Source organism: Streptomyces sp. NPDC057474 (genome assembly GCF_042802555.1).
GTDB lineage: Bacteria > Actinomycetota > Actinomycetes > Streptomycetales > Streptomycetaceae > Streptomyces.
Map to the genome: position 1 here is coordinate 47,854 of NZ_JBHVDX010000020.1, position 17,722 is coordinate 65,575.

Genomic DNA, 17,722 nt, shown 5'->3' on the forward strand with positions numbered 1-17,722 from the left:
GCCGACACACCCCAGCGCGCGGCAGTGCCGCAGGGCGAACCCTCGACGCCGAAGGCGGTGTCCCGGGAGCCGGCCGGGTCCTTCGACACGCTCGGGCTGCCGCCGGAGCTGCTGCGGACCATGACCGACCTCGGGGTGACGGAGCCCTTCCCGATCCAGGCGGCGACGCTGCCGAACGCGCTGGCCGGCCGCGATGTTCTCGGCCGGGCGCGGACCGGGTCGGGCAAGACGCTGGCGTTCGGGCTCGCGCTGCTCGTCCGGACGGCCGGCCTGCGGGCGGAGTCGAAGCGGCCCCTCGCGCTCGTCCTGGTGCCGACCCGGGAACTCGCGCAGCAGGTGAGCGACGCGCTGGCGCCGTACGCGCAGACGCTGAAGGTGCGGCTGGCGACGGTGGTCGGCGGGCTGTCGATCAACAAGCAGCAGGCACTGCTGCGGACCGGCGCCGAGGTGGTCGTCGCGACGCCGGGGCGGCTGGCCGACCTGGTGTCGCGCCGGGACTGTCACCTGAATCAGGTACGGATCACGGTGCTGGACGAGGCGGACCAGATGTGCGACCTGGGCTTCCTGCCGCAGGTCTCGGAGATCCTGGACCAGATCCCCTCCGACGGGCAGCGGCTGCTGTTCTCCGCCACGCTCGACCGGGACGTCGACCAGTTGGTGCGGAGCTACTTGCACGACCCGGTGCTCGCCTCGGTCGACCGGGTCGCGGGCTCGGTCACCACGATGGAACACCATGTGCTGAACATCCACGGCGCCGACAAGTACGCGACCGCGACCGAGATCGCCGCGCGGGACGGCCGGGTGCTGATGTTCCTGGACACCAAGGCCGGCGTGGACCAGTTCACCCGCCATCTGCGGGCCAGCGGCGTACGGGCCGGCGCTCTGCACAGCGGGAAGTCGCAGCCGCAGCGCACGCACACCCTCGGCCAGTTCAAGGACGGTGCGATCACCGTGCTGGTGGCCACCAACGTCGCGGCGCGGGGCATTCACATCGACGCGCTCGACCTCGTCGTCAACGTCGACCCGCCCGCCGACGCCAAGGACTATCTGCACCGGGGCGGACGCACGGCGCGCGCCGGGGAGTCCGGGAAGGTGGTCACCCTGGTCACCCCCAACCAGCGGCGGGATGTCAACCGGATGATGTCCGACGCCGGGATCCGCCCGACGGTCACCCAAGTACGCTCCGGCGAGGCGCAGTTGACCGCCATCACCGGGGCGCAGCGTCCGCCGACCGTGACGAAGTCCAGCGGCGGCAACGCCCCCTTCCGCGGCCTCGGCACCCGTCCGGGCCGTCCCGCGAAGGAGTCCCGCAAGACCGCCGAGGCCCGCAAGGCCGCGGAGGCCCGCGCGGCGGCGCGGGTACGCAAGGGCCGCTGACGCCGGCGGAACGGGCTCAGGAGCCGGGCGCGAGGCCGAGGCCGGCGAGTGCTGTCGTGCCTGCGGCGGTGTGGCCGTTTCCGGCGAGGAGGAGCGTGCGGGCCGACTGGTAGGGGCAGCCCGCCGCGTCGAATGCTGTCGCGGCGGCGAGTTGACGGGGCGGGTCGCCGTCCAGGAGGGCCTGCGCGCGGTCCAGTTGAGCGGTGGCGACGGGGTTGCCGGCGACCAGGGCCCGGGCCGCGACGACCCGTTTCCGGGCTTCGGGATGGCCGGTGAGGACCGACGCCTCGGCCCTGAGTCCCACGTACCAGTGGAGCCAGATCCAGGAGACCCACTTCCACACCTGCTCCGGCTCCGGTGCGAGCCGCTCCAGGGCCGCGTCCGGGTCCCCGTGGTGGAGCAGGACCATGGCGTCGAAGACCGCGCCGTAGCCGTGGTGGTGCTCCGCCGCGGTGCCCGCCTCGTCGACGATCGCGAGCCAGATCGCCCGTGCGTCGTGGTCGCCGCGCAGGCCGTGGATCATGGCGACCGACGCGGCGGCCGGGCCGAGCGAGAACGACCGCTGTCGGCCGCTCCGCCGCCATGCGTCGAGGAAGCGCTCGCTGCCGGTGAGTACGTCGGCGGCGTTGCCCGCGAACGCGTCCGCGACCAGGAGCCAGGACGTGGCGTGGTGTTGCACCTCGGCGAACAGGGGCTGGTCGGCGAGCTGCCTGCCCCAGCCGCGGGCCCGCGGCAGATCGCCCACGCCGAGAGCGGTCCCGGCGGCCATGGCGAGAGCGTCCATCCGCTCGTGCGTGCCGGCGGGGGTGCGCGGTACCGGGGCCAGGATGTCGATGCGGCGCCGGGCGGCGGCCGCCGCGCCGAAGGAGTCACCGGCCCAGGTCCGGGCGCCGGAGAGCGCGTCGAGGGCGGCGGACTCGGCCACCGGGTCGCCCGCCCGCCGGGCGAGTTCGACGGCTCGTTCCGCGTAACCGACCGTCTCCTGCGCGGTGTTGTCCACGCCTCCCTGGACCGCGCCGAAGGCGTCCGCGACGACTGCGGCCTCGGCGAGGGCGAGGGAGGCGGTGGCAGCGGCAGCGGCAGCGGCAGCCGGGTCCGTCGGCGGATCGGTCGGCGGATCGGTCGGCGGATCGGCCAACAGGACGACGGAGTCGGACAGTTGTCGTCCGGCCTCCGCGAGCAGGGCGGTCACCTCGTCCACGGCCGGGAGCAGGGTGAACTCGCTGGAGAAGCGGTACGCGACAGTGGCGGCGGCCGCCAGGTCACGTGCCGCACCGGCGGTGTCGCCGGCCCGGCGGGCCGCCTCGGCGGCGGCACGGTGCAGGCGGAACATGTCGTCGCCGAGCCTGCGGCAGCCGGCCACTCCGGCGGCCTCCCGCAGCGCCACGGCAGCGGCGGCAGCGCCGGCCGCGTCACCGGCCACGCCGACAACTGCGGCAACCGCGAGCGCAGCCGCCTGCTCGTACCGCTGCTGGGACTCGCCCAGCAGGTTGCGGGTGAAGGTCAGCTCGGCCAGGGCGAGGCGGTGGGCGTCCGGGCGCCGCTCCGGGCGGTCTGCGGCCCAGGCGAGGGCCGCTCGGAGGTCCTCGGCCATGGCGTCGAAGCGGGCACGCCAGTCCGCGCCCTCGGTCTCGGTGAGGGCGGTCGCGCCGGCCAGGCACCAGTCCAGGTGGCGGGACCGGACGTCCGTCAGCTCGGCGGCGTCGGCGAGCCGCTCCGTCCCGTACTGGCGGATGGTCTCCAGCGCCTGGTAGCGGGTGCCGGTCGGGGACGGTGTCGCGGTGAGCAGGCTCTGTTCGGCGAGCCGTCCGAGCCCGTCGGCGACTTCGGCCGCGTCCAGTGGGGCGAACCCGGCCACGGCCGTGGCCGCCTCGGCGGTGAACGGCACGACGAACACCGAGATCCGGCGCAGCAACGCCCGGTCCGGCGGTTCCAGCAGGTCGTGGCTCCAGTCCAGCGCCGCCCGCACCGATCGGTGCCGGTCGTCCGCGCGGGGGCCGCCGGCCAGGATGCGCAGCTGGTCGGAGAGGCCGGCCGTGAGGCCGTCCAGTCCGAGGGAGGGCCACCGTGCGGCGGCGAGTTCGATCGCGAGCGCCATGCCGTCGAGCCGTTCGCAGATGGCCGCGATCCGGTCGCGTACGGCCGGTTCCGGTGGCAGGCCGACCGCCGCCGCCCGTTCCAGGAACAGGGTCACGGCCTCCGACTCGGCGCCGCCGGCCCAGGACAGCGGCGGAACCGGGAAGACCCATTCGAACGGCACCATCATCCGGGCCCGGCTCGTCGCGAGGACCCGTAGCTTCGGGCAGGCGACCAGCAGCCGTTCCAGGAACGGCGCGACCCCGTCGCGTATCTGCTCGCAGTTGTCCAGGACCAGGAGTGCCCGGCGGTCCGTCAGGGCGGTCAGCACCGACTCGTCGATGCCGCGCCCGGGTTGTTCGCCCACACCCACGGCCGCCGCGATCGCCGCCCCCACCCGCCCCGGGTCGGTGACCGGCGCCAGGTCGACGAACCACACCCCGTCGGCGAAGTCACCGGCCGCGACGGCCGCGACGGCCAGGGCGAGTCGGGTCTTGCCCACTCCGCCCGGACCGACCGCGGTCACCTGCCGGCGCATCTTCACCGCCTCGGCCAGCTCGGCGCGCTCGCGTACCCGGCCGATGAACGCGGTCAGCGGTGCGGGGAGGGAGGGTGGCGGGCTTGGCCGCTCGGCGCGGGCGAGTTCGGCCGCGCGCCGGGAGAGCGCCCGCCGGTCCGGCTCGTCGAGCTTGCGCAGCAGGGCGGAGACATGTGACTCGACCGTGCGTACGGAGATGAAGAGCCGCGCGGAGATCTCCGCGTTGCTGAGGTGCTCCCCGAGGAGCGCGAGCACTTCGGCTTCCCTGGCCGAGACCGCTGGGACCGAGACCGCTGGGACCGAGACTGCTGGGACCGAGACTGCTGGACTGGACACCGACCCATTATCCGTTGATCCGTATCCGTTGATCCGTGGCGTCTCCGTGGTGGATTCCGTGCTCACCACGGAGGCGGGCCGTGGCCCTGCGGGGAGAGGCTGTGACCACGGCGATCGCACCTGGCGGACACACCGGGTGGGACGCGGCCCCGACCGCAGAACAAGGAACAAAGGAACAAGGGAGTGACCATGACCGGATCGCCCGCCGGCCCCCGCCCCCGTGCGGTGCGTCGCCGTGACACGGAGCACCGGCTCGCCCATGACGTCGATGTCTGGGTGGCCAGTGCCTCGGTGGACGGTGTGCCGTATCTGGTGCCGCTGTCCTTCGACTGGGACGGCGAGACGCTGTTGGTGGCCACCCCGGCCGACAGCCCGACTGGCGGGAACCTGGCCGCTACCCGGACCACTCGGCTGGGGCTGGGCCCGACCCGGGACGTGTCCATGATCGAGGGCGAGGTCGAGGTCCTCCCGATCGACGCGTTGCCACAGGAGCGGGGGGACCGGTTCGCCGCGCGCACCGGCTTCGACCCGCGGGCGTCGACCACGCCGTACCGCTGGTTCCGTGTCACCCCGCGCCGCATCCAGGCGTGGCGCGAGGCGGTCGAATTGACGGGGCGTGAGCTGATGCGCGACGGCGGCTGGCTCGGCTGACCGCCGCGATGACGTGATGACAGGTCCCCGGAACGAAGTGAATGACATTACCGATCAGACAGTGCGAGGAAGGAAGCCCGCCATGACGAACACACGGAAGCCCACCCGGAGCAGTGGCACGGCCGAGACGAAGTTCGACGGGTTCACGGCCGAGGAACGCGACGCGATGAAGGCGCACGCGCAGGAGCTGAAGACGTCCGCGCGTCGCAGCCCGCGCACGGCCAAGGCGGACGGGGAGAGCGATGTGCTCGCGAAGATCGCCGGAATGTCGGACGCGGACCGCGTTCTCGCCGAACGGCTGCACGAGATCGTCCGGTCCACGGCGCCGGACCTCACGCCGAAGCTCTGGTACGGCATGCCCGCGTACGCCAGGGACGGCAAGGTCGTCTGCTTCTTCCAGAGCGCGCAGAAGTTCAAGTCCAGGTACGCCACGCTCGGCTTCAGCGACCAGGCACGGCTCGACGAAGGCACCCTGTGGCCCACCACGTACGCCCTCACGGAACTGACCGCCGACACGGAGGCACGGATCGGCGAACTCATCAGGAGGGCCGCGGCCTGAGACCGCGGAACAACTCGTTCGGCATCGAGTGGCGGCTCGCGTCAGGTGCCCGACGTTCGGCGCTCGGCACCGAGCACACGCAGATCGCCCGGCGCGTCGCGTGCCTGGCCGCCGCGGCGGACAGGTGCGTGGGCCTGGAGCGGCAGTACACCAGGCTCAGCCCACAACGCGGGGACACCCGACCGGGACCCCGTCCACTACCGGGCCGGCCGACACCGTCGTCATCGACCTCGGCACCAACGACGGGGGTACGGGGTCGGTTCGGCACAGTTCGAGGCGGCCTGCACCAGCCGGGGGGTGTCCTTGGTCGACACCACGGGACGGCTGGCCTCCGGCGCCCTCACCGACTCCGTCCACCGAGGACTCCGTCCACCCCAGCGACGAGGGGCACCGCGCCGTCGCCGACCGTCTCGCCCCGGCCATCGCCGCCAGGATCGGCGCCTGATCCTGTCGTCGGACCTACCATGGCCTCATGGCCGTCGTCCTCTTCGCAGGTATCCCCGTGAACGACTACACAGCGGCGCTCTCCTGGTACGAGCGGCTGTTCGGTTCCCCACCGACGTTCTTCCCGAACGACACGGAGGCCGTGTGGGAGCTGGCCGAGCACCGCTATGTGTACATCGAGCACCGACCCGGGCGCGGCGGCCACGCCCTGCACACCGTCTTCGTCGACGATCTGGACGCCCGTGTCGCCGGGATCACCGGTCGGGGGCTGGAGCCCAGCAGTCGCGAGACCTACGCGAACGGCGTACGCAAGGTCACATACCACGATCCGGACGGGAACGAGATCGGGCTAGGCGGCGGTCCGCTCTGATGTGTCCGTTCTGATGTGTCCGCTCTGATGTGTCCGCTCTGATGTGTCCGCTCTGATGTGTCCGGGCGGCGGAGGCCGCGGGCGGGGCTTCACTTCTGCTTCCCGATGTCGTCGGAGCGCGTCACGAAACGTGCGGCTCCCCCGGTCACCCGGAACAGGAACCCGCCGCTGTCGTCGCCGACCTGGAAGAACTGCGAGGTGGCGTCGAAGCTCATCCGGCGGGTGATGCCCTGCCAGGGGCGGCGCAGGAGTTCGGAGCGCAGGGCGGAGCGGCCGTCGTCGCCGACGGAGGCGAGGCCCTGGGCGGCGAACCGGACGGCGTCGTACGCCTCGGCCGCCCAGGGGCCGGGCGCGGCCCCCGCGTTGCGGGCGCGGTACGCGGCGGCGAACGCCTTGGTACGGGGGTCGGCGCTCGCGTCGGTGTAGCCCGTACCGATCCTCCAGTCCTCGCCGACGGCGAGGAAGGGTACGGCGAGGACGTGCTCGCCCGCGACCCGGGCGCCCCGGTGGCCCGCGTCCCGCAGCGCGCGGGCGCAGGCGGCGGCGCGGTCGGGGTCCACTCCGGCGAAGAGGACGGCGTCGCGGGGGCGGGCGGCGATGCGGCGCGCGACCGCGGTGAAGTCGTCGTCGGCGGGGGCCTCCTCCACCGCCGTCTCGCTGTCGAGCTTGCCGTGGACGGTGGCGATGCGGACCGTGGGCAGGCTCTCGGTCTCGGTGGCCAGGTCGTGCACGATCACCGTGCGGGCGGGCTTGACGACCCGGTTCAGATGACGCAGCACCGCGTGCGGGCCGAGGGTCAGGGTGGAGCGCAGGACGAGCGCGGTGGTGGTGTTGGTGGTGTTGAGTGCCTCGGTGTCGGCGCGGGTGACCAGCACGGTCAGCCGGGCCTCGGTGCACGGGGGCAGGGCCGTGAGTACGGCCGCGTCGCCACCCACGGCGATCACCACGGACACGTCCGGGTCCCCGGCGAGCCGGACTGCCGCCTCGGTGGAGCCCGCCGTGGTGCCTTGGTCGTCGGTGGTGCGCAGCACGAGGTCGACGGTGCGCCGGGCGTCCTGGTTGTGTTCCTCGACGGCGAGGCGGGCGCCGCGCTCCTGGGCCGTGTGGAAGGGGTCGTCCGGGCTGCCGAGCAGGGCGACCACATGGCGGGACCGCCGGGTGGAGCCGGTGTGGGTGGACGCCGCGCCCCGGCCCCACCGCCACCACGCGCCCGTGCCGGCCGCCCCGGTGACGCCGAGCGCGACCCCGGCGACGAGCAGGCGCCGACGGGTGGGCGAGGGCGCGGCGCCGGGCGCGTTCACCGGGGAAGGGCCGACGATCACGGTGGGGTCGGGCACGGGCAGGGCGAGGACGCGTGCGGCGCGGGTGGCGACGAGGGCGGGCAGACCTTCGGGCAGCCATCCGGCGGAGGTGAACTCGCCGAGGACTTCGCGGAGTTCGCCCGCGTCCGGCCGCCGCTCGGGTTCCTTCGCCAGACATCGCCGTACGGTGCTGCCGAGGGCATCCGGTACGCCGTCCAGGTCGGGTCGCTCGTGCACCGTCCGGTACAGGACGGCCGCGGCGCCCCCGGCACCGAACGGGGGCCGGCCGGTGGCCGTGCGGGCGAGGACGCAGCCGAGGGAGAAGACGTCGCTGGGCGGTCCCACGGTGTGCCCTCGGGCCTGCTCGGGCGAGAGGTAGCCGGGCGAGCCCACGACGGTGCCGTCCGAGGTGAGCGCGGTCGCGCCGACGGCCCGGGCGATCCCGAAGTCGATCAGGCGCGGCCCGTCCACGGCCAGCAGCACGTTCCCGGGCTTGACGTCCCGGTGGACGAGACCGGCCGTGTGCACGTCGGCCAGGGTCTCGGCCAACGCGGCACCCAGGCCGCGCAGTTGTGCCTCGGGCCAGGGTCCGTGCAGGGCGACGGCCTCGGCGAGGGACGGGCCCGGCACGTAGGCGGTGGCCAGCCACGGGGGGCGTGCGTCGGCGTCGGCCGCGACGACCGGCACGGTCCACCGGCCCGTGAGCCGCGACGCCAGCTCGGCCTCACGGCGGAAGCGGGCCCGGAAGCCCGGGTCGCCCGCGTACTCGGCGCGGATCACCTTCAGCGCGCACCAGGCACCGTGCGGCGAACGCGCCAGATACACGACGCCCATGCCACCCGCGCCGAGCCGTCCCGCGAGCCGGTGACCGCCGATCACGGACGGATCCGACGGCAGGAGCCGTTCCACGTCAGCCGCCTCCTCGTCGCTCCGCATCCGCCCCCGGCCGCTCGCCGTACGCCTCAGCCCCGGTTCTCCGCGGCCCGTTCCAGATCGCCCAGCGAGCCCAGTTGCCGAAAGCGCCCGTCGCGGACCACGTGGACGTACGTCTCGTCCGCCCACCCGTACCCGGTGTTGTCGTAGCGATGATGGTCGTCGAAGGTGTATGTCCGGGCGATGCCCGCGTACTTCACCTTGCTCAGCCGCTCGGCGAGCGCGGCCCGCACCGGCCGTCGGTCCGCCTTCGCCGGCACCGTGCGGGCGAACTCGGTGAGCAGCAGCCGAGCGCTGTCGTATGCCTCGCCGGCGTACGGCTCCGGGGCGGCGCCGTACCGTTCGCGCCACGCCGCGGTGAAGTCCTTGGCCTTCTTCGTCGACAGTGCGGAGGGGTCCACGGCCGAGGTGACCACGTACCAGCCCTCGCCTGCGGCTCCGGCACGGCGCGGGAAGTCGGAGCCGTACAGCTGGTGCTGCAACCAGCGCGGCCCGGTGAATCCGGCCGCGGCCAGGTCCTGGGCCACGCGGACGGTGGTGTCGAGGGGGCCGAGGTACACGAAGGCCTCGACACCCGTGGCGAGCACTTCCCGGACGACCCTCGGGGTGTCGTCCGTCTCCTCCGCGACGACCCGGGGTACGACGGGGGCGCCGAGGACGTCGCGCCAGTCTCTGACCAGCAGACTGCCCTGGTCCTGGACGACGGAGCCCCCGGCCCGGTCGATCACGATGCCGACCGGCCGTACCTGTCGGGCCACGAAGGCGTGGAGCGCGATCCAGCCGCCGAGGGCGGCGTGGGCGGTGCCGCTCTGGAACGAGGTCTTGGGTGACAGCAGGGAGAAGCCCTGCTCGCCCGTGGTGCTGGACACATGGGTCAGCCCCGCCTCGCCGTAGACGCCGGCGGCCGACCACATCGGGATCTCGGCGACAGGTCCCAGCACGGCGACGACGTCCCGGTCGGCGGTGAAGGCTCGGGCCACCTCGCGGGCGGTGTCCGCGTCGCCCCGGTCCGCGCGGACCTTCACCTCCAGGTCGTAGGCCCGCTTCGGTGAGGCGTTGTGCTCGGCGACGGCGAGGCGGGCGGCCCGTTCACAGGTCCGGCTGACGGCGGCGACACCCGTGGCGGTGGACCCGTGCACGCCGAGGACGTACACGGGGCGCCCGGCGCTCCCGGACGGCTCGTCGTCGTCCGACGCCCACACCGCCGCTCCGGTGCCGCCGGCCGCGAGCAGCAGCGCGCCTCCGGCCAGCAGCAGGCGGCGGCGTCCCGGGTGCGCGGGTGGGGTGTCCGACGGGGCCTGTCCGTCCGGCTCGTCGACGACCGTGGGTTCGACGTCGGGCAGGGCAAGACCTTCGGCGGCTCGTGCGGCGACCATCCGGGCGACGGGGTCGGGGAGCCGGTCGCCGAAAGCCTCCGGAGCGTCTTCGGCGAGCAGCCGCCGTAACTCGTCGGTCGTGGGCCGCGGGTCCGGGGCCTTGGCCAGGCAGCGTTCGACCACTGACAGCAACTCGCCTTCCAGGGGGCCGAGTTCGGGCTCGCCGTGGACCGTGCGATAGAGCAGGGCGTCGGGCGTGCCGGTGCCGAAGGGAGGGGTGCCGGTGGAGGCGTACGCCAGCACGCAGCCCAGCGCGAAGACGTCGCTCGCGGACGAGGCTGGGCGGCCCTGCGCCTGCTCCGGGGCGAGGAAGCCGGGGGTGCCGATCACCAGGCCGGACGCGGTCAGTGCCGTGTCGTCGGCGGCGCGCGCGATGCCGAAGTCGATCAGGCGGGGGCCGTCCACGGCGAGCAGTACGTTGCCCGGTTTGACATCCCGGTGGACGAGTCCGGCCGCGTGCACGGCCGCCAGCGCCTCGGCCAGCAGCCCGCCCAGCCCGCGTACGGCACGCGGGGGCAGCGGCCCGTGCCCGGCGACGGCCTCGGCGACGGACGGCCCGGGGACGAACGTGGTGGCCAGCCATGGTTCGCGTGCCTCGGCGTCCGCGTCCAGGACGGGCGCCACCCAGGGGCTGTCCACCCGCCGTGCCAGCTCCGCCTCCCGGGCGAACCGGGCCCGGAAGTCGTCGTCGCCGGTACTCTCCCCCCGGACCACCTTGACCGCCGCGAGCGCCCCGGAGTCGGTGCGTCCGAGGTACACGACGCCCATGCCGCCCGCACCGAGCCGCCGCAGCAGCCGGAACCCGGCGATGCGGGACGGGTCGGACGACGTCAGCGGTTCGCTCACTGCTCCGCCCCCTCCGTCTGGGTGGGGTCGCCGGTGGCCCCCGTGTCGCCCGTCCCGCCCAGGCGGTCGATGTCGGCGGCGACGAAGGCCACCCCCTTCGCCACGCCGGCGGTGATCGTGTCCTCCTCCGTCTCGCTCCGGCCCGCGCCCTGCCGTGCCGTCGCGGCCACGGTGACCGGACCGACCCGGAACATGTACCAGTCGAAGGGGTGTGCCTTCCCGCCGTCGGTCAGCCACTCGCCCGTCTCCGTCAGGTCGTCCTCGGTGATCGCGGACCGCGCGTCGGTGTACGCGTCGATCTGGGAGTACAGGCCGCGCACCCGGTCGGTGGCGTTGAGCCGCTGCTCGGGGCAGCGCAGCGCGGACTCCAGTGCCCCGGCCATGTCGCGGCGCGCCGACACGGCGTCCCGGTGCACGGTGACGGTCAGCGACACGTACACCGGTCCTTTGCCGTCCCGCTCCGGCAGTTCGAACGAGCGCGTGAGACTGGCCAGTACGGTGTCCGGCAGCGCCTCGCGCCGCCACAGACAGTCCTGACCGAGCACCGCCCACTGGGCCGGATCGCTCTCGTACGGCTCGCGTTTACGGAACCCGCTGCCGAAGTAGTCGGGGCGCACATCGAGATCACGGACGAACGCGAGCGCCTCGGCCCGCGTTCTCGGCGCCCGGTCCTCGGCGAGCGTGTACGGCTCGCTCACGGGCGGCGTCGAGAGCGAGGGCGACGCGGTGGCGGTCCTGCTCGGCTTCCCATCCGCGTCGGGCTCGTCGTCCGACCCGCTGGTACACCCCGCCAGCAGCAGCGCCACCGCCACCGCGGTCGGGGCTGGTCTCCACCCGGCCATGCAGCACTCCCGCCCGTGCACCCGCCCCCTGGTGGACGGTGTGGCGTTTGTATGGGCAGTGTGGCGCATGGGATCGCGTCTGGCCCCCAACTTGCCCTACAGAAATACATAGTTAGGGAACCGTCGGTGCGGTGATCTCCCGCTTGAGGATCTTGCCGCTGGGGCCGGTCGGCAGGGTGTCCACGATCCACACCTCGCGCGGGCCCGTGGTCGATCTCCCGGTCGTGGAGCGCGCCCGTCTGCTGCAGACCCTGGAACACTGGTTTGCCGCCGCGGGCTCGGCCACCGACGCGGCCCGGAGCCTCTTCGTCCACCCCATCACCGTCCGTTACCGGCTGCGCCGTATCGAGGAGCTGACGGACCGGTCCCTGTCCGATCCGCGCGCGGTGGCGCACATCGGCGCGGCCCTCCTGGCCGTCCGGGGCCCCGGCGCCGGGCACGACGAGCAGCCGGCGGCCGGACGGTCCGACGGAACGGAGTGGTCTGACGGAACGGAGTGATCCGACCGAGCGGACGGCTGGCCACGGCACGGCCGGCTACGGCTGGTGAATCGAACAGATGGCCACCCCACGCCGACGTACGGCACCGCGCGGTGACCGAACAGCGGCCGTGCCGGGCGCTCCATGGCGCCGAGCCCCGGTGGGCGGGTTCATCGGCATGCTGACGCCGCACGGTGGGCGTATGGTCCGCATATGGATGACGTGTGGTGGCTGCCCGTTCGCTCCGTCGGACCGGTCCGGGGCAGGTGAGGGCGTGCCCGGTCCTGGCGTCGTCGGTCCGCAGGCGCTGGAGTCCGTTCTGATCGAGGTCGCCCGGGAGAGCGGCACGTCGGTGACGGCGGTGTATCTGCTGCCGCCGGAGGAGCCGGTGCTGCAGCTGGCGGTGCTGGGCGGGGTGCCCTGGGAGATCTCCATGCCCTGGGCGCGGGTGGCACTGAAGGCGTCCTCCCCGGTGTCCGACGCCGTACGGGAGCACCGGCTGGTGTGGGTGAGCGGGCAGGAGGAGCTGGCGCGCCGCTATCCACGGCTGGCGCTGGTCGTGCCCTACCGCTTCACGTTGGCCGCCGCTCCGATCACCACGGGCACGGCCACCTGGGGCGGTCTGGTGCTGCAGTGGCCGGCCTCGCACCCGCCGCGGCCGAGCCCCCGGGAGCGGGATGAGATCACCGGCGCCTGTCACCGGCTGGGGCTGCTCCTGCGGGAGGCGGCCGCCGACGGCCATCCGGTACGCCCCGCCGCCGAGCCGGTGATGCTGCCCCCGCTGCGGAGCAGGATCGCGGGACCGGCCGAGGCGCAGGCCGCGGTCGACTTCGCCGAGCGTCTCCCGGGCGGCTGCTGCTCGCTCGGCGTGGACGGACGTATCACCTTCGTCAGCACCAGGGCCGCCGAACTGCTCGGCGCCGACATCCCCGACCTGCTCGGCGCGAAGCCGTGGGAGGCACTGCGCTGGCTGGACGGCCCGACCGCCGAGGACAGCTACCGGACGGCCGTGCTCAGCCACGAACCAATGTCCTTCATCGCCCGGCGCCCCCCGGACCGGTGGCTGTCCTTCAGTCTCGTGCCGGACGCCTCCGGCATAAGCGTCCACATCTCGCCCACCCACTCGGCCCACGCCCACGCTCCGGTCACGACTCCTCCCGGGCCGCGTGCACCCTCCGCCGCCGCGTCGGGGCGACCCAACACCCTTTACCACCTGATGCACCTGGCCGCCACGCTCACCGAGGCCGTCGGCGTACGCGATGTGGTCGACCAGGTCGCCGACCAGGCCCTGCCCGCGTTCGGCGCCGCGGCCCTCGCCCTGCTGACGGCGGAGGACGGCCGGCTGCGGATCATCGGCTACCGCGGCTACACCGCCGAACTGATGGAACGTTTCGACGCCGCCCCGCTCACCGCGGACACCCCCGCCGTACGCGCCCTCACCACGGGTGTCCCCGCCTTCTTCGACACGTTCGCCGACCTCAAGCGCGCCTATCCTCCCGCGGTCCTCCAGGACGCCCGGGCCGCCTGGGCCTTTCTCCCTCTGATCACCTCGGGGCGTCCGGTCGGCTCCCTCGTCCTGGCCTACGACCAGCCCCACCCCTTCACCCCGGAGGAGCGTGCCATCCTCACCTCCACCGCCGGGCTCATCGCCCAGGCCCTGGACCGGGCCCGGCTCTACGACGCCAAGCACCAGCTCGCCCACAACCTCCAGGCCGGGCTGCTGCCCCACACCCTGCCCCGCGTCGCCGGTCTGGACGTGGCCGCCCGCTACCTCCCGGCCACCCGGGGCATGGACATCGGCGGCGACTTCTACGACCTCATCCGCCTGGACTCCACCACGGCCGCCGCGGCCATCGGCGACGTGCAGGGCCACAACGTCAACGCCGCCGCCCTCATGGGACAGGTCCGCACCGCCGTCCACGCCACCGCCGGCGCGGCCCCCGACGAGGTCCTCGCCCGCACCAACCGCCTGCTCACCGACCTCGACCCCGACCTGTTCACCAGCTGCCTCTACGTCCATCTCGACCTGAGCGCGCACACCGCCTGTCTGGCCACCGCCGGACACCCGCCCCCGCTGCTGCGCCACCCCGACGGCCGCACCGAACCCCTCCATCTGCCGCCCGGACTCCTCCTCGGCATCGACGCCGACGCCGACTACGCGTCCACCGAGATCCCGCTGCCGCCCGGCTCCGTACTGGCTCTCTACACCGACGGACTCGTCGAAGCCCCCGGCATCGACATCGACGACGCGGTCGACGACCTCGCCCGCGCACTCGCCCGCGCCGATCCGGCCGGCCCCCGATCGATGGACGCCGTCGCCGACACCCTCGTCCAGCACGCCCGTCGCGCCGCGCCGCGCAGCGACGACATCGCACTGCTCCTCATCCACCCGACCTGAGAGACAGCAGCAGTTGGTGCCGGGCCACCGGATTCTCTTCGTTCACCTCACCCGGTTCGTTCACCTCACCCGGCGTGCCCGTCGCTGCAGACGGGGCACGCGGTCGAAGATCGCGGCAAGTCGTGCGCCCTGGTCGAAGAGCGTGGTCGGGCGGGAGCGGTCGCCGTCGAGGTGGGTGAGGGTTTCCATGCCGAGGTAGAAGGCCACCGCCGCGCCGGCCAGTACATGTACCCGGACGACGGACGCGAGGGGTTTGCCGCGCAGGAGGAGCGTGAGCTGTTCCTCGGCCAGTTTCTCCCATTTCCGGGTTTCGAGGGCCAGTTGGGCGGCCAGCCGGGTGCCGGGTCTCGCCCCGGCGTACAGCTCCTGGACGGCGGCGATGTGCCCGCTCTCGGTGTCCTCGTCGTACAGCTCGCGCAGCCGCGCGATGGCGGGCACGGCGCGGTCGATGCCGGACAGTTGGGCACGGTAGCGGTCGATGCGGGCTCCGCTGGTCCGTTCCAGCGCCGCCACCAGCAGGTCGTCCAGGTCCGCGAAGTGGTAGTAGATCACTCCGGGTGCGAAGCCGCCGACCTGGGCTATCGCCCGTGCCGTGGTCCCGCCATAGCCGTTGCGGACCAGGCAGACGAGGGCGGCTTCCAGGACACGGTCGCGGGTGCCACGAGCGCTACGGCTGTCGCGGGTGCCACGGGTGCCACGGGTGTCAGGGGTGTCAGGGGTGTCAGGGGTGTCAGACAACGCGCACCGGCCGTACCCCGTGGGCGGCGAAGTGGCCTTCGAGCCGGCGTGCCAGCTCCGGGAGGTGGTGGCTGGGCACCCGCGGGTAGAGGTGGTGCTCCAGGTGGTACGTGAGTTCCAGGAAGACGGCGGGGATGATCCTCCCGCGCAGGGTGCGGGTCTGCGTCAACGGGGTTTCTCCGTAGTCGTGGTGCGGCAGATACACCGTCAGGAGGGGGTACACCCAGCTCCCGACGATCGCCATCACGGTATAGACCAGCAGTCCCGGCGTGTACGGCAGGAGCAGCAATCCCCCGGCGAGCGCGGCGAACGGGGCCACGGCCTCCGCCAGCAGCCAGCGGCGATCCCGTCCGCGCCGGTAGGACCAGAACCAGAGGCGTACGAGGAAGACGGGGCCGTAGCAGACCGCGCCCAGGAGGGACAGTTCGGCGGGATAGCCCTCCGGGTCATCGGGGTGCGGGAAAAGGCGGTGGTGCTGGGTGTGCGTGGCGCGGTAGGCGTGGCCGCTCTCCAGCAGGGCCAGCCCCATCGCGAACAGCGCCCAGTCGGTGGCCCGTGGTGACAGGCCGATCGTGCGGTGCACCACGTCGTGGGTGACGGTCACGACGGCGACGAAGATCCCGAACACGATCACGGGTGTCAGCCACCACCAGCCGAGCCACACCGCGCCGGCGAAGACCAGCACTCCGGCTCCCGGCCGGACCAGCGCGACGATCCGCCGCCGGCGAGTGGTGACGAGCAGATCCTCGCCGAGTTCGGCCAGGGTCGGAAGACCGGGTGCCGGGGGGCTCGGGGGGCCGGTGGGCCCTGGGTTGTCGGATGCGGTCATCTGGCGCGTCTCCTCTCCTGCAGCAGTCCTTCGGCGACGATGCGGCTGCCCAGCACACAGGCGACCGTGCCGAGGCCCGGCCAGGTCGAGTCGCCGACCAGCCACAGGCCGGGGCCACCCAGGTCGTGCGGAACGGCGTGCTGGTTGGTGTTGGCCAGGCGCTGGCGGGCGCCACCGACCGCGCCCTCCGGGCGGAAGGCGAACCGTTCGTAGCTGCGGGGCGTTCCGGTCTGGGCGATCACGGCACGTTCCCCGAGACGGGGGTACGCCCGCCGCGCACAGGCGAGGAGTTGCTCGCCGGTCTCCTTCTTGCGTTGCTCGTACGCCGCCGGGTCGAGGTCGCGCCAGTCGGCGAGGTCGGTGTGGGTGGAGATCATCACGGCGCGGTGGCCGGGCGGTGCGCTGAGAGTGTCTCCGGGTGCGGACACGGAGACGAACATGTTGTTGCCGTCGCCCAGGGGGCGGTCGTAGGACTGAAGCAGCTGATGGTGTGTCAATTCCTGGTCGGCGACCTCGGATTCGGGGACGCCGAGAAAGACGACGGTCGCACCGCCGAGGGCGTCCGCGTCGCGTCTCAGGTATCGACGGAGTCGGCGGGCGACGGGGAGCCCCGCGCAGATCGTCGCCGTGGTGGCGGCGGGGACCGCGCACACTATCCGGCGGGCGTGAAAAGCTCCCTGACGAGTCGTCAATTCATAGGCGTCGGGTCCGCCTTGGACCCGAGTGACGCGGCAGGCGGTGCGGAGTGAGCCGCCCAGCTCTCTGTAGCGTCCGACCAGCACGCGCCAGAAGCCGTGCATACCGCCGTTGTGCCTGCTGAGGCCCGCGCCCCGGATGGTCACCCCGAGCGCCGCGTTGATGAGGGGCGCGTCGTCGACACCCGTGTGGACGGTGTCCTCGACCAGCATGGCGAGCAGTCCGACCAGCGCGGCGTCCGCGCGCAGGCCGTGGTCGCGCAGCGCGTCTCCCAGGGTCCGGTTCAGGTGACGGGTGTACGGGAGTCCGGACCACCCGAGCGCCCGCAGGTCGTGGAAGGCGTCGGCGGGGTCGCGGATCGGCAGCCGTACGCCCGCCCGGCTGGCCCGCCAGAACGTGTGCGCGAGCCGGTCGAGCAGGTCCCAGAACGCGCGATGCCGCTCACTGTCGCCGAGCATGCGCAGCCGTTCGGCGTGCCAGGCGGCCTGGTCGCGGTGGAGCACCACATGCCGGTCCGGCAAATGGGCTTGGTAGCCCGGCAGTTCCTGTGCGTCCAGGGGTGGAATCCCGACGCTGTCGAGGAGTTCGCCGCCGACGCCACCGGGGCCGAAGTCGACCAGGGTCGTCGCGCCCACATCGAAGGAGAAGCCGCGTTTGCGGTAGTAGCCGGCGCAGCCGCCCGCATGGCCGTGCGCCTCCAGCATGATCGTGGACAGGCCCGCCGCCTGCAGGCGCAGCGCCGTCGCCATGCCGGCCATCCCGCCGCCGATCACCGCCACGTCGGCGTAGCCGTCTCCACAACCGGCCGTGCTCCGGCTCGCGTTCTGAACGTTCGTTCTGAACATTCGTTCAGAGTGGGGTAGTTCCTTCTCCGCGTCAATGGATCGGGCGTGTGCGAAGAGACTCGCGGGAACCGCACCCGCCGGGATTGCG

13 protein-coding genes are annotated in these 17,722 nt (G+C 73.2%); 6 read left to right on the forward strand and 7 right to left on the reverse strand.

Annotation, left to right across the window (positions count from 1 at the left end; translation table 11 throughout):
* The first annotated feature begins 24 nt into the window (after positions 1-24).
* Entirely contained in the window at positions 25-1,377 is a 1,353-nt protein-coding gene (locus tag ACFU53_RS08535) for a DEAD/DEAH box helicase (RefSeq protein ID WP_383987725.1), read from the forward strand.
* Between the two features lie 16 nt (positions 1,378-1,393).
* On the opposite strand, the gene ACFU53_RS08540 is transcribed toward ACFU53_RS08535, so the two are convergent.
* A complete protein-coding gene (locus ACFU53_RS08540) occupies positions 1,394-4,327 on the reverse strand; it encodes an ATP-binding protein (protein ID WP_383987666.1) in 2,934 nt (977 codons plus the stop codon).
* Between the two features lie 189 nt (positions 4,328-4,516).
* On the opposite strand from ACFU53_RS08540, the gene ACFU53_RS08545 reads away from it, so the two are divergent.
* The 3 genes from ACFU53_RS08545 to ACFU53_RS08555 all read left to right on the forward strand — a co-directional run bounded on the left by ACFU53_RS08545 (position 4,517) and on the right by ACFU53_RS08555 (position 6,351).
* Complete coding sequence (locus ACFU53_RS08545) at positions 4,517-4,978, forward strand: pyridoxamine 5'-phosphate oxidase family protein (protein WP_383987669.1); 462 nt, start codon at positions 4,517-4,519, stop codon at positions 4,976-4,978.
* 82 nt (positions 4,979-5,060) lie between these two features.
* Positions 5,061-5,537, forward strand: coding sequence for an iron chaperone (locus ACFU53_RS08550; RefSeq protein WP_383987672.1), 477 nt, complete (start codon positions 5,061-5,063; stop codon positions 5,535-5,537).
* Between the two features lie 472 nt (positions 5,538-6,009).
* The gene (locus ACFU53_RS08555; protein ID WP_383987675.1) at positions 6,010-6,351 is read left to right on the forward strand and encodes a VOC family protein; all 342 of its coding nucleotides are present in this window, start codon (positions 6,010-6,012) and stop codon (positions 6,349-6,351) included.
* 89 nt (positions 6,352-6,440) lie between these two features.
* On the opposite strand, the gene ACFU53_RS08560 is transcribed toward ACFU53_RS08555, so the two are convergent.
* From ACFU53_RS08560 to ACFU53_RS08570, 3 genes are read right to left on the reverse strand one after another with little or no spacing between them, the layout of a single operon-like run.
* Positions 6,441-8,561, reverse strand: a complete 2,121-nt coding sequence (locus tag ACFU53_RS08560) for a bifunctional serine/threonine-protein kinase/ABC transporter substrate-binding protein (protein ID WP_383987678.1) — start codon at positions 8,559-8,561, stop codon at positions 6,441-6,443.
* Between the two features lie 53 nt (positions 8,562-8,614).
* Entirely contained in the window at positions 8,615-10,807 is a 2,193-nt protein-coding gene (locus tag ACFU53_RS08565; RefSeq protein ID WP_383987681.1) for a bifunctional serine/threonine-protein kinase/ABC transporter substrate-binding protein, read from the reverse strand.
* On the reverse strand, positions 10,804-11,649 hold the full coding sequence (locus tag ACFU53_RS08570; protein ID WP_383987684.1) for a hypothetical protein: 846 nt from the start codon (positions 11,647-11,649) through the stop codon (positions 10,804-10,806). The genes ACFU53_RS08565 and ACFU53_RS08570 overlap by 4 nt, the downstream gene beginning before the upstream one ends.
* Before the next feature lie 176 nt (positions 11,650-11,825).
* On the opposite strand from ACFU53_RS08570, the gene ACFU53_RS08575 reads away from it, so the two are divergent.
* The gene (locus ACFU53_RS08575) at positions 11,826-12,149 is read left to right on the forward strand and encodes a helix-turn-helix domain-containing protein (RefSeq protein ID WP_383987687.1); all 324 of its coding nucleotides are present in this window, start codon (positions 11,826-11,828) and stop codon (positions 12,147-12,149) included.
* Between the two features lie 196 nt (positions 12,150-12,345).
* Entirely contained in the window at positions 12,346-14,526 is a 2,181-nt protein-coding gene (locus tag ACFU53_RS08580; protein ID WP_383987728.1) for a SpoIIE family protein phosphatase, read from the forward strand.
* 60 nt (positions 14,527-14,586) lie between these two features.
* Here ACFU53_RS08580 and ACFU53_RS08585 read toward each other — a convergent pair whose 3' ends face one another.
* The 3 genes from ACFU53_RS08585 to ACFU53_RS08595 are packed head-to-tail and all read right to left on the reverse strand — an operon-like array spanning position 14,587 to position 17,634.
* Positions 14,587-15,264 (reverse strand): TetR/AcrR family transcriptional regulator, encoded by a 678-nt coding sequence (locus tag ACFU53_RS08585; RefSeq protein ID WP_383987690.1) that lies wholly within the window; start codon positions 15,262-15,264, stop codon positions 14,587-14,589.
* A complete protein-coding gene (locus tag ACFU53_RS08590) occupies positions 15,257-16,093 on the reverse strand; it encodes a fatty acid desaturase (RefSeq protein WP_383987693.1) in 837 nt (278 codons plus the stop codon). Before ACFU53_RS08590 ends, ACFU53_RS08585 begins: the two co-directional genes overlap by 8 nt.
* On the reverse strand, positions 16,090-17,634 hold the full coding sequence (locus ACFU53_RS08595; protein ID WP_383987696.1) for a phytoene desaturase family protein: 1,545 nt from the start codon (positions 17,632-17,634) through the stop codon (positions 16,090-16,092). The genes ACFU53_RS08590 and ACFU53_RS08595 overlap by 4 nt, the downstream gene beginning before the upstream one ends.
* Between the last annotated feature and the right edge of the window lie 88 nt (positions 17,635-17,722).